The sequence below is a fragment of the Brakhagea slesvicensis genome (genome assembly GCF_052161625.1).
Classification (GTDB): domain Bacteria; phylum Planctomycetota; class Planctomycetia; order Pirellulales; family Pirellulaceae; genus JBKCUI01.
In genome coordinates this window covers 3,458,241-3,471,426 of sequence record NZ_CP197412.1, presented here as the reverse complement: position 1 = coordinate 3,471,426, position 13,186 = coordinate 3,458,241, and the positions used below count along the sequence as shown (strand labels likewise).

Annotated in this window: 6 protein-coding genes; 5 read left to right on the top strand and 1 reads right to left on the bottom strand. The window is 55.8% G+C overall.

All coding sequences use genetic code 11. The features are described 5' to 3' along the window. Nucleotides 1-3: 3 nt before the first annotated feature. The 5 genes from SH467x_RS13135 (at nt 4) to SH467x_RS13115 (ending at nt 9,557) form a co-directional block, all read left to right on the top strand. Nucleotides 4-3,024, top strand: a complete 3,021-nt coding sequence (locus tag SH467x_RS13135) for an FAD-linked oxidase C-terminal domain-containing protein (protein WP_482367562.1) — start codon at nt 4-6, stop codon at nt 3,022-3,024. A gap of 26 nt (nt 3,025-3,050) precedes the next feature. After that, a complete protein-coding gene (locus SH467x_RS13130; protein ID WP_482367561.1) occupies nt 3,051-4,493 on the top strand; it encodes an APC family permease in 1,443 nt (480 codons plus the stop codon). Nucleotides 4,494-4,662: 169 nt separating this feature from the next. After that, nucleotides 4,663-6,090, top strand: coding sequence for a DUF1501 domain-containing protein (locus SH467x_RS13125; RefSeq protein ID WP_482367560.1), 1,428 nt, complete (start codon nt 4,663-4,665; stop codon nt 6,088-6,090). Between the two features lie 318 nt (nt 6,091-6,408). Then, on the top strand, nt 6,409-8,496 hold the full coding sequence (gene fusA, locus SH467x_RS13120) for an elongation factor G (protein ID WP_482367559.1): 2,088 nt from the start codon (nt 6,409-6,411) through the stop codon (nt 8,494-8,496). Nucleotides 8,497-8,804: 308 nt separating this feature from the next. Then, nucleotides 8,805-9,557: a helix-turn-helix domain-containing protein gene (locus tag SH467x_RS13115; RefSeq protein ID WP_482367558.1), complete on the top strand. Its 753-nt coding sequence runs from the start codon at nt 8,805-8,807 to the stop codon at nt 9,555-9,557. Here the strand turns inward: SH467x_RS13115 and SH467x_RS13110 are convergent. Next, on the bottom strand, nt 9,524-13,183 hold the full coding sequence (locus SH467x_RS13110; RefSeq protein ID WP_482367557.1) for a cytochrome c biogenesis protein: 3,660 nt from the start codon (nt 13,181-13,183) through the stop codon (nt 9,524-9,526). The two genes, SH467x_RS13115 and SH467x_RS13110, sit on opposite strands and share 34 nt — an antisense overlap. Nucleotides 13,184-13,186: the final 3 nt, after the last annotated feature.

The following is a 13,186-nucleotide window of genomic DNA, read 5'->3' as shown; positions in this document are numbered from 1 at the left end:
TGAATGGATGCTGAACAGACGAGAATCGAAGCCGATTTGCGCGGGGCATTGGACGGAGAAGTCTTCTGCAATCCGCTCCACACGCATATGTATGCGACCGATGCGAGCCTCTACCAGATCACTCCGATCGCGGTCGTTCGGCCACGGCACGAAGAAGATGTCGCGCAATGTGTTCGATACGCCCACGAAAATTCCTTGCCAATCCTCCCTCGCGGCGGAGGAACCGGGCACGCCGGCCAAGCCATCGGGCCGGGGATTGTTATCGATTTTTCTCGGTTCATGCGCCGGATGATCAAACTGGACCGCGACGCGCATACGGTCCGCGTCCAACCAGGACTCCCGCTCGCCGAACTCAATCGCGCGCTGGCCAAACAGAAACTCGTGTTCGGCCCGGATCCCGCCACGCGATCGGTGACCACCATCGGCAGCGTGGTCGCGATCGACTCTCTGGGAAGCCACTTTCTACGATACGGTACGGCAGGTGAATCACTTCTCGAAGCGGCCTCGGTCCTCGCCGACGGATCCAAGGTCCGGTTGGGAACACACCGGTGGTCACGACCCGATTCCGGTAATCCGCGATTGGATCAATTGGCATCCGAAGTCGGATCCGTTCTGTGGGCAAACCGGTCGGCCATCAAAAACCCACCCTGGCGAGGCGTCGCGCGCGGTTGTGGGTATCGGCTCGATGTGAGCGACCACGAAACCGTCAACCTCGCTCGCTTGCAATCGGGGGCAGAAGGGACCTTGGCCGTTCTCACCGAGCTCCTGTTGCAAGTGCAACCGATGCCAGAGGCCCGTGGCGTCGTACTCCTTTTCTTTGACCGATTGGAGTTGGCCGTCAAAGCCGCCTCCGAAGCGAGACGGGATAAAGTCGCTGCGTGCGATTTGATGGACCGTCGCTTGATCGAAATCGCCCGAGACTTGGACCCCCGTTATGCATCGATGCTCCCCAGGGGCGCCGAGGCACTGCTGCTAATCGAACATCAGGGCGACGATGCCCACGAAGTACGGAACAAACTAACGAGCCTTGCGCAACGGATTAGTCGGCGCGCCCCGAATACGATTACCTCACGCATCATCCTCGATGACAACGAACGGGATTTTATATGGAAGCTGAGCCGCCGGGTCATCCCCAGGCTCTATCGTCTGAAGAGCTTGGCGCGTCCCCTTCCATTCGTCGAAGACCTTGCCGTCCCACCCGATCGACTGCCTGAGTTTGTCGTCGACGTTCAGAACACTCTCAAGGCGGAGCGGGTGACCGGGGCCCTCTTCGCGCACGCCGCCCACGGACACTTGCACCTCCGTCCGTTCCTCGATCCCAATTCCCCCGACGATGTCCTTCGGATGCAACGGATCGCGGACCGATTGGTCGAGAAAGTCCTCGAGTATCGCGGCGTGATTTCCGGGGAACATGCCGTGGGACTCAGCCGAAGCTATTACCTTCGTCAACAGCTAGGGGAACTCTACCCGGTTTGCCGGCAGGTCAAGGAACTGTTTGATCCCAACGGAATCCTCAATCCAGGCAAACTCATCACCGATTCAGCACAGAAAATCACCGATAACTTACGAGGCTCGGCCGCGCAGAGCGTCCCCTCCTTGGAACCGGGACCTTCCGAACACAACAGTGCACCGAATCCCAATGCAGATTCCGATTCCACTTCGGAGTCGGTCGCCAAACGCCCTCCCTTTCTCCCGATATTGCGATGGGGAACGGAGAGCGAATCGATTCAGGAAGTAGCCGACTCGTGCAACGGTTGTGGTCGGTGCCGGACTACCGCACCCAGCGAGAGAATGTGCCCCATGTTTCGCGCGACGCGGAGCGAAGAGGCATCCCCGCGATCCAAAGCGAACTTGGTCCGTGGCTTATTGACCGGCAATATCCAATCCACGGCCCTCGAAGGGGACGAGCTGCGCGGAATCGCCGATCTTTGCTTCCACTGCCATCAATGCAGGATCGAATGCCCCGCATCGGTCGACATTCCCAAGTTAGTGCTGGAGCTCAAATCGCAATACACCGCGATTAGCGGCCTTCGTTGGAGCGATCGGCTTCTATCTCGAATCGATTTATTGAGCTCCCTCGCGTCGAAACTACCCGTCCTGTCGAACTGGGCCCTCGAAAATGGGACAGCGCGTTGGCTTCTCGAAAAGGCCACCGGTATCGCACAAGGGAGACGCCTTCCCGTTTTTGCCAAGCAGCCGTTCTTGCGATGGGCCTCCAAGAATCGACTGACCCGACCCAATCGAGCAGGTGGCCGAAAGATTCTCTACCTCGTCGACCAGTATGCCAATTGGAACAACCCGCTCCTCGGAACGTCTTTGGTCGCAGTCATGCAGCATCAAAATGTCGAGGTCTACGTTCCTCCTTGGCAAACCGTGACCTGGATGACCCGCATCGCCATGGGGGATATCGAGCAAGTCCGAAAGTGGATCGGTCCTCAAATCCGCCAATTGGCCGAAGCCGTTCGGCAAGGCTACGAGATCGTGAGCACGGAACCCACCGCGATTCTCTGCCTCAAGAACGAATACGTCAGCATTCTCGACAACGACGATGCGAGACTCGTCGCCAGCCACGCATGGGAAGCGGGCCAGTACCTCTGGCAACTTCATCAACGCAACGAATTGGAACTCGATTTCAAACCGCTCACAGCGTCGATCCTGTATCATACCCCCTGCCACCTGAAAGCGATCGATCCGGAACACTCCGGCCTCCGTTTACTCGACCTCATTCCCGGGGTCACGGTGACCAATGCCAATGCTGGTTGCAGCGGCATGGCAGGCACCTACGGTATGCGGCGTCAGACCTATCGAACCTCTCTTCGCGTCGGATGGAACTTGATCAGCACGACCCAGGCATCCAACGCGCAGCTCGGGAGCACCGAGTGCGCAGCCTGCAAACTGCAAATGGAACAAGGGACCGATAAACCGACCATCCACCCGATTGCACTGATGGCTTATGCGTATGGCAAGATGCCCGAAGTGAAACAGTGGATACAACGTCGCAACGAAGGCCTCTCGGTTCTCTAACCTTCGTACGAACAAAATGCTGCACCATGGAACATGAACCGTCGCGATCGCCTCACCCTCCCCTCCCCTCCCCTGCCCCGCTGGCCGGAGCCACACTTCGAAGGGATCTCGGGCTCTGGATGGCGATCGCGGTGGTGATCGGTAACACAATCGGTTCAGGGATCTTTGTCAAACCGGGTAGGATCGCAGCCGACGCTGGCTCCTTTCCGCTCATCATCTCCATCTGGCTCATCGGCGCAGCCCTCTGTATTCTCGGCGGATTCTGCTTGGCCGAACTCTCGTCCATGCATCCCCAAGCAGGCGGCATTTATGTCTATCTCAAACAGGCCTACGGGCGGTGGGTCGCATTTTTGTTTGGGTGGCAGGAGTTTCTCTTCGCTCGCCCTGCATCCACTGGCGCTCTGGCCGTTGTCTGCGTGGCATCCATCGCGCATTGCGGCGGCTGGAATGTGGATATTTTCACGTCTGTCGTCGCTGCGATCGCGATCGTTGGCTCGTTGACCGTCGTCAATATCGTCGGAGTCCTCTGGGGAGGATGGACACAGGCCATCACAACCATCGTCAAATGTGGAATGGTGCTCGCCATCGCCCTCTCCCCTTGGTTGTTCGAAATCTTTGGTTTCGATGTTGCGCAACTCTCGAACTATTCGCAAAAAGTAACCCCGCAGCGCGAAGGGTTTGCAGCCCAAGCCGCCGCGGTCTTGCTCGCCGTCATGTGGGCCTTCAATGGATGGGAGGGAGTGGTGCCGGTGGCGGAAGAAGTCCGAGATCCAGGGAGAAATATCCCGCGAGCACTCATCGGCGGAATCGGATTGCTCGGGCTCCTCTACATATCGGCGGTTGCCGCTTACCATGCGGTGGTTCCAATCGAAGTCATGGCTCAGCCGGAAAATCGGGAGCATGTCGCGGAGATCGTTGTCGCCAAACTTTTCGGCCCCTTGGGAGGCCAATTGATGTCGCTGGGAATCGTGATCAGCACCCTCGGCACCATCAACAGCAATTTGCTCACATCTCCTAGAGTCACCTACGCCATGGGACGCGATGGCATGTTGAGCGATCGATTCGGACGGCTGCACGCAAGGTTTCGCACTCCGGTGCTAGCCATTGTTGCGCAAGCCATCATGGCTGCCGTTTTGATCGTGATTTCAGCCCTCTCGATTCGCTTTAGCGAGACCTTTCGCGACTACAGCATCTTCGATTTGCTAACGAATTGCATCGTGTTCGCTGCGAGTATCTTCTACGCCTTAGCCGTCGCTGCCGTGTTGGTCCTGAGACGCACCCAACCCGACCATCCACGCCCCTTTCGGACCCCTGGATATCCGTGGGTTCCCATCGTCTATCTCGTCGCCTATTCCTGGTTCATCGGCAGCATTTTTATGGGAAATCCACAAGAGGCAGTGATCGGATGCGTCTTGATCCTCCTCGGATTGCCCCTCTATTGGTACCAATCCCGCCGCTCCTCGGCGTGATGGGCCGCTGGGCAATTTGACGGGCGGATCGTCTTCTTCGCCCGCTTCGCTCTCGTGCAGAACCAACGGGATTCTGTACCAACTGGATGCTGGGGGATTCGATCGAGTATACTAGGATTCCCGTGCACTTGGCCCCCCTCCCCTCCCCTGCTCTCCCCCTGGCATGCTCATGTTGTCCCGCCGAACGTTACTGCAGCAGTCCGCGTGTGGATTCGGCGCCTGCGCGATGGCTTCTTTGCTGGCAGAGTGGAATCGGGCTCAAGCCGGTTCGCAGCCCCTTTTTGGGACGGGTGGATCGGGATTGCATCATCCCGCCAAAGCGAAACGGGTGATCTTCCTATTCATGCAGGGAGGAGTTAGCCAAGTCGATTCGTTCGATTACAAGCCATTGCTTGACAAGCGGGACGGGGAACTGATCGGCTTCGACGATCCACGCGAGTTCGCGAATTCGGGGACGCTCGGTTCGAAGCAAAGGATCATGAAGTCCCTTTGGCCGTTTCGTCAGCGAGGGGAGTCGGGACGCTGGACCTCCGATCTTTTCCCGGGCATGTCGGAACACGTCGACAAGATGACATTTATCCACAGCATGAATACCGAGGGGGTGGCCCATGGACCTGCGACCCTCTTCCTTCACTGCGGCGCGTTGAATTTCATTCGCCCCTCCATGGGTTCCTGGATCGACTACGCCATCGGCAGTGAAAACGAAAATCTTCCCGGCTTCGTTTCCATTTCCCCGTCGATTGGAAATGGTGGTCCGCGAAACTACGGAAGCGCTTTTTTGCCGGCTCGCCATCAAGGCACCGCGATTGGGAAAGCGGGACGGGACGAATTAGAAATCGAACACTTGAAGAGCCCTGCCCGCTCGAGCACGCAGCTTCAACGCGCCGACCTGGATCGGTTGCAACAGCTCAATCAACTCCAGCGTCAGAGACACAATCCATCTGAAAGCGAGCTTGACGCCCTGATCCACTCCTACGAACTCGCTTGGCAAATGCAGTCGATCGCCCCCGAGATTTTGGACCTGGAAAAGGAAACCGAGGAGACCCATCGACTCTACGGAATGGACGATCCGGCGACAGCGCCCTTTGGCAAGAAATGCTTGCTCGCTCGCCGTCTATGCGAATCCGGGGTCCGATTTATCCAAGTCAACTACGGGGACAACACCGCCAATCCAGCTTGGGATCAACACAGCAACATGCCCAAACACTTGGACCACGCTCGAGCCGTCGATCGTCCGATCGCTGGCTTGCTCGAGGATCTGGAACGGCGCGGGCTGCTCGAAGACACGTTGGTTTGGTGGGGAAGCGAATTCGGTCGAGCCCCCTACGCTCAAAAAAATGGAACAGGCCGCGATCACAACCCGGGTGGATTCACCATGTGGTTGGCGGGGGCGGGGACCAAGCCCGGATTTGCGTATGGCGAAACCGATGAGTTCGGACAGTTGGCGATCCAGAACAAAGTCCACATGCACGACCTTCATGCCACCCTGCTCCACGTTCTCGGGATCGATCATGAACGTCTTACTTTCCGACATGCCGGCCGCGACTTCCGATTGACCGACGTCTACGGACGCGTCGTGCGTGATATCTTGACTTAACCACAGCGTTCGATTATCTCACCTTAAGAACGGCACAGCACCTCACATTGCCCCCTTCCTTCGCGTCAGGGCGTTCATCCCGTCCTTGGAATTCCCGCGAGAACCATTGGGCAATACGGATTGTCTTGCATGCTGCGGGGAGGATCCATCCTCGTTTTGCCCTTCCGCGAAGCCCGCATTTTTGTACACTTTTCCTAAGATTTTGGTGAAAAGTGCCGCCTCACCCCTCCCCTTTGGAGGCAGAACAGCCGAGGCGGGCTGTTTTTTGTTCCTTTGCTGTGCTCTTGGAAGCGGAGAGCGCACAACGCTGAGTGAAGTATGGATCTAGCAAAACTACGTAACATTGGTATCAGTGCCCACATCGACTCCGGTAAGACCACCCTCAGCGAGCGAATTCTTTTCTACGCCGGTCGGATTCACAAGATCGAAGAGGTCAAGGGTGATGGTGACGGCGCGACGATGGACTTCATGGAACTGGAAAAAGAGCGTGGGATTACGATCACCAGCGCCGCGACCCAGCTTCAGTGGAAAGAGCACGTTATCAATTTGATCGACACCCCGGGCCACGTGGACTTCACCATCGAAGTCGAGCGTTCCCTTCGCGTGCTCGATGGTGCGGTCTTGGTTCTCTGCTCGGTGGGTGGTGTGCAAAGCCAGTCCCTCACCGTGGATCGCCAGATGCGACGTTACGGCGTCCCCCGTTTGGCATTCATCAATAAGATGGACCGAACCGGGGCCGATGCGTATCGCGTTGCCCAAATGGTTCGCGACAAACTGAACGCGGACGCCATCATGATGCAAATCCCGATGGGTGCCGGTGAGACCTTCGACGGCGTTATCGACTTGGTCGGCATGAAGGCTTATTACTTCGACGGCAAAGACGGTGAAACGGTCCGGGAAGAAGAGATTCCCGCCGCGTTCCAGGACAAGGCTGCGGAAATGCGTCAAAAGATGCTGGAATCCCTTTCGATGTACAGCGACGAAATGATGGAGCTTCTCCTCAGCGAAGAAGAAGTCCCCAGCGAGCTCGTTTACAAGGTCTGCAAAGAAGCAACCCAACAACAACGCATCACCCCCGTCTTCTGCGGCAGTGCCTACAAGAACAAAGGGGTTCAACTGCTCCTCGACGCCGTTCTTCGTTACTTGCCCAACCCGACCGAGCGCGACATCAAGGCTCGCAAGGTTGGCGACGAGACGATCAAGTTGGACTTGAAGCCCGATCCCGCCCTCCCGTTCGTCGGTATGGCGTTCAAGATCGTGGAAGATCCATTCGGTCAGCTCACGTTTATGCGTATCTACCAAGGAAAAATTTCAAAGGGTGAAATGTACGTCAACCAACGTACAAGCAAGAAAGAGCGATTTAGCCGTATCGTTCGGATGCACGCTGACAAACGAGAAGAAGTCGACTCGGCGGAAGCCGGCGATATCGTCGCCATCATGGGTATCGATTGCGCGAGCGGGGAAACCTACTCGAACGACCGCGATTACTGCACTTTGGAAAGTATGTACGTTCCCGAGCCTGTGATCAAAGTCGCCGTGACTCCCGCTAGTCGCGCCGATGCGGACAAGATGAGCAAGGCCCTGAACCGGTTCCGCAAAGAAGATCCGACGTTCCAAGTCTACAACGACGAAGAAACCAGCGAAACGATCATCTGCGGGATGGGTGAATTGCACCTTGACATTTACGTCGAACGCATGCGTCGCGAGTACAAAGTCGAAGTACAAGTAGGTGCACCGAAGGTTAGCTATCGCGAATCTCCCGGCATCAAACAGGACTTCAACTACAAGCACAAGAAGCAGACGGGTGGTTCCGGTCAGTTCGCTCACATTGTGGGCTCGCTGACTCCGATCGATCCAGAAGGGGAAACGACGTTCGTATTTGAAGATCACGTTACCGGTGGTCGGATTCCGAAGCAGTTCATTCCCCCCGTCGAAAAGGGATTCCGCGATTCGATGTACAAAGGGCCGCTCGCCGACTTCCCCGTTGTGGGCGTCAAGATCGACCTCAACGACGGTAGCTACCACGACGTGGACTCGAGCGAACGCGCGTTTTACATCGCCGCTTGCGATTGCTTCCGAGAAACCATGCGAGCTTCCCAGCCCGTCCTTCTCGAACCCATCATGCGATGCGACGTCGAATGCCCAGAACTGGATCAAGGTTCCGTGGTGGGTGACATCATCTCGCGACGTGGATTGGTTACCCAAACCGATACACGAGACCGGGTCTCCTACATTACCGCTGAAGTTCCTTTGGCAAATACCTTCGGTTATGCGACCGACCTTCGAAGCATGACCAAGGGTCAAGGAACCTTCTCCATGGAATTGGCCAAGTACGCTGCGGTTCCACGCAGCTTGCAAGACGACATCATCTCCGAACGCAAGAAGCAGCTCGCTGCTCGTGCTTAATAGAACGTTGTAATAACGTTTCCATACACTGAAAACGCTCCCGCGAAATCGGGAGCGTTTTTCATTTCATCGTTGCGTATTCACCGCTCCACACAATCCAATTTTTTCCCAATTTCTATCAAGGGAATGAGCGGTTTCGTAGCTCAATTTCGCATGTAATAGATAGCAGAATAGAACGCGTTGATCGTTCGATCGTATGGAGTCGTAGCAAGTCGCACAACCTTGCAGACCGGCACCAAACAGGAACACTCCACGTGCTGTTTTGCTAGCTCCCGCCCTGTTACCCGCAGCCCGTCGGATTCTCTCCAATGAGCCAACAACCCACCATCCAACTGAACCCAGAGTTGTTTCGAGCCGCGAGGCTCGAGCGAGGCCTGACCCAACGGGAGCTTGCGAATTTAGCCGGCTACTCCGAACGCGTCATTCGAAAAGCCGAAATGGGCGGCCGAATCCGCTACCAATTGGCTTGCGATATCGCCGAAGCCCTCTCGTCACCATCTCGCCCCGTGACGCTAGAACAGCTTTGCTTTTCCAATCTCGCGGTTGCCAAACGTTGGATGCAAACATTTGACGAGCACGGTGTGAATATGATGCAGCACCTGGGCCCCTTTCTTTCCAAGGATGTGGTCTTCGTTTGCGAGGGGAGCAAAGAAACGTTTCCCTTCAACGGGACTTGGCATGGCCTCGAGGGACACCAAGGCTGGCTCGATGCCTTTTTCGGGATCTTCGAGCGGGTGCAGGGAATCTCCCCTGTCTATCTCCAGGGAGATGGCATTGTGTCTGCCCGATGGAATGAGTTGGTGAAAATTGCGGGGGTCCTCTGCCCCCCAGTCCGCGTCTGCCTAAACTTTCACTTCGAAAACCAACTCATCGTCCGCATCGAAGACGATTACAACATCGAGGCGGGAGCCGAGTACAAAGAACGAATCCTGAACGAACTTCGGCGCGAGGATTCTCCTTCCTCATCCCCCAGCGATCGAGGTGTTGAGGATTCTCAGCAAGCCTCGATCCCTCTTTACCCTCCGCGTCAAGCCGGCTCTCTGCGCGGTGCCAAAGCGTAAAGGACGACTCCCAATCCGATAAAGAGAACTTGCACGGCACACCAAATCACTAGGTTCCTCATCAAGTCCCCTTCGAAGGCCCCATAGGCATGGAGCCCGATCCCCAACTGGTTGGTGCCGAACATCGACCAAGCGGTCACGACGTTTCCGAAGATAGCAAGGTTCGCGAATCCGAGCGCCCCGACCAACTTGTCCCAGCGCGCGTGCAGCAAAAGGGCATTCCAAAGGACAATCATCAACGCGCCGTTTTCCTTCGGATCCCAGCCCCAGAATCGGCCCCAACTATCATCGCCCCAAAGCCCACCAAGAACCGTTCCGACGAAGCTAAAGAACAATCCAAAACAAACCACGGCGTAACAAATCCGGTAAAGGATCGGAATCGAATCCCGCACCTTCACCGCCCAATTCGCTTGCGTCTTGTCCCCCGCCACCATCGCAAGACATTTCGCAATCACGATGACGATCCCAAAAATCCCCGCAAAGAACGTGGCGCTATAGCCGAGCGATACACTGATCACGTGCGTCGATAACCAGAACTGGGTATCGAGCACCGCGCGCAGTACGGGCATCGAGTCGCCGACATCGAGTCCATATGCGACCAACAGACTCAAATAACCGGAGATGGACGCGACGATCAAGGAAACGCCGATCGGGTATAGGATTTCCGCTGCAATGCAAAACAGGACCATCCCCCAACCGATAAATACCGCCGCCGAATAAAGGCTGACCACCGGTGGCCGCTCGGAAATATAAATCCGAGCTGCGATCCCATAGGTATGCAACACCAAGGTTGCGATACACATCCACAACGCAATCGTCCGCAGAGAAGCCGGCATAACCGCGTAACTTACCAACGCCAGAATCCCCACCATCAGATAGACGACCTGCGCGTTTCCAAACGCATTCATACTCTCATATTGATACTCATACTCCACCTTGTTGATGCGAAGCGTATCGGCCCCATATGCCTTGATAGCGGCCTCCCGAAACTCACCGACCAAGCGATTGATCTTCGACGCATCCTTTTTGTTTTCCGTATACGCACCGATGATCTCAAAGAATTTCAACACCGCGGCGATACCCGGGTTGTCATCCTTCGCTAACATCCCCGGGACCGCATCGAAAAACGCGACTCCAAACGTATCCCATCGTTTGGGTGGGGCCGGTTGCCCTTCTTCAACAACCTCCGTCTTGAGACTTGGTAAAATGGCAGGATTGTTATTGGCTCGCAAACGCTCCACGCCGGGAGCCATTCGATTCAGTTCGTCCTGAATCTTCGCTCCATCTCCGGTCGTCAAGCTGGGAGGTGCGATCCATCGATAGGAATCGATCAACGAGTCGACAAACGAAATCTTGTTGAGCACTTCCAGCAACTTCTCGTCTTCAAACGGAAGCTTCGTTCCCTCCTGCCGGCTTTGAATGATCTTCTGAATCCTCGGCCAAATGGCTTGCAATCCATCGACGATTTCATTGTAGGAATAGCGATTAGATTTTACGCGAGTGAGGTTCAAATCGGTGGTCACCGACGTGGCATCGATGCGAATCAGAGGATTCGTCCGTACCCAATCCTCATTCATCATGACGGCAAATAGCCATTGCTCCGCAGGGACTCGCTTTTCTTTTGGATCATAGGTATCCCCCTTGGACTTCTCGTCGCCGTTTTCCAAACGAACGAGGGCATACGGTTTGTTGGAAAGAATCTCCAACACCTCTGCACCAGCCGACGCTAGCGGCTTGATCCGTCCCCCGTAATGGACAGGGAGGGCTCCGATCGATTGGTAATCGATCTCCTGACGGTCAATGGGCTTGCGCATGGCGAGCGAGACAAAGAAAATTGCCATCAACAACGCAACCGAGCCGGCTAAAATCCCTTGCCGCATCGATCCCTTCGGACGTTTAGGAACCACCGATTCAGGGGTCACCGCCCCCCGTTCGTAACGCATCGCAAAGCGAGCAAAGGTTCCACCAAAGTGAACGAACATCCCAAGCCCGACAAGCACGCACGAAACGTAAGGGATAAGCCAGCCCGCATTCGTAACGACTTGAAGCACCGTTTGCTCCACACCGTACGGGCTATCGTTCTGAGAAATATAGCTCGACTGATAAAACGTCTCCCCACGGAAACGCATCGGACTGTTCATCCACACACGACCATCTTGCAAAACGTTTCCATCTTTGTCCCGAATCGTGATGTAAGACGAGTAGTCTTTGGGAATGGCCGAGTTGGTGTACTCCTCGAGAACAATGTCCTTCAAGGTAATACTGTAATCCTTGTAGTTGCGGCGGAAGATCATGCCGATGTCATATTTCTTCGATGCAACCTCCACTGAATCATAGGATGGTCGCATCGCGATTTGATCATCGCTAAACCACTGGCTCACTGCGTAGCGTCCGATCTCCGTCCCATTCTCCTTCGCCAGCAGCGTGACATAGGCGGACGCGACGTTAGAACGGTCGGAGGTGCCCCCTACCTTGGGCTCTTCAATCAAGTCCCATGATTCGACCAAGCCCTTCATCTTGGCCTCGACAGAATCCTCAGCCGGCTTACCGGACCGACGACGAATCATCGAATTCTCCATCCAACGATCCACACGAATCTCAAACGGCAATCCATCCGCAGTGAGGGGCTTGCCCGTCGCGGCGGCACTGGAGAGCATGCGGTGGTCAAACGCGACCACTCGGTCGGTGTCATCAGGGCTTCGGTCGATCACGACCAACTCCACGACGTCGACTTCGACAGCAGCTGATGTCCTTTGACCTTCTGCCAAGGAAACGCGTTCTTCGGTCTGAGCATCGCCGAAGACGAATTGACCGACCATCAACAAGCCGACTCCCAAGTGAACGAGGACGTTGCCACCTCGGTGCCCGAACAAGAGAATGAGACCAACGAGGAGCACCACTCCCACACCAAGACTCTTGGCCAATTGCCACACAATTCGCAAACCTGGATCCGGGATGCGGAACGCGTCAAAAGTGAAGACGAGAAACAAACTGACCAGGGAGCAAACGGTGACTGCTGTGATCGCCGTGCCAAACATCACTTTTGTCTTTGGCGTCCATAGGATCAGCCAAGCCAACGATAGCAACGTCAGTAAGTGGGCAGAGACTTTGGTCCCTAACCAGATCGAGTCATAACTGAACGGCGGTTCCCCCTGCAGACCGTCCCCCAAGTGAGCGCCCACGATGACAACGCCCACCATGGCGAAGCCGAGCAGCGTCACGATCAAGCCGGCGATGAACCGTTTTCCCTTGGCGTGCATCGAGAATCGAGTCAGCTTTGCCGCGAACAAATTGATGAGTAATACCAAACCGATCGTGGCTCCACCTGGCATGGCAAACATTCCGGGCACCGGCTTTTCATGCGGAAAAACCGTTTGCGGAACAAAGACATCGAAGCTGACATACGCGATCCAACTGTTGAAGTAGTTTCGCTTGACGTCGACGATCGTCTCTTGGTCTTGCGCTAAAGTCCCGATCAACAGCATCAACGTGCCGAGCCCGAACATGGCCACGGCAATCTTCAACGAACCGAGAGCCTTCATCCCTTTCCAAAAGAGGCTATGGATGTCCACGGCCCCAGTGGCGGTACGGCTCTGTGCAAACTTTTCATTCGTAATCGTTGCCATATT

Bases quoted from the DNA above. Each gene is read 5' to 3' on its own strand.
- SH467x_RS13115 (WP_482367558.1), top strand. From the start codon at position 8,805: ATGAGCCAACAACCCACCATCCAACTGAACCCAGAGTTGTTTCGAGCC.
- fusA (WP_482367559.1), top strand. From the start codon at position 6,409: ATGGATCTAGCAAAACTACGTAACATTGGTATCAGTGCCCACATCGAC.
- SH467x_RS13135 (WP_482367562.1), top strand. From the start codon at position 4: ATGGATGCTGAACAGACGAGAATCGAAGCCGATTTGCGCGGGGCATTG.
- SH467x_RS13125 (WP_482367560.1), top strand. From the start codon at position 4,663: ATGTTGTCCCGCCGAACGTTACTGCAGCAGTCCGCGTGTGGATTCGGC.
- SH467x_RS13130 (WP_482367561.1), top strand. From the start codon at position 3,051: ATGGAACATGAACCGTCGCGATCGCCTCACCCTCCCCTCCCCTCCCCT.
- SH467x_RS13110 (WP_482367557.1), bottom strand. From the start codon at position 13,183: ATGGCAACGATTACGAATGAAAAGTTTGCACAGAGCCGTACCGCCACT.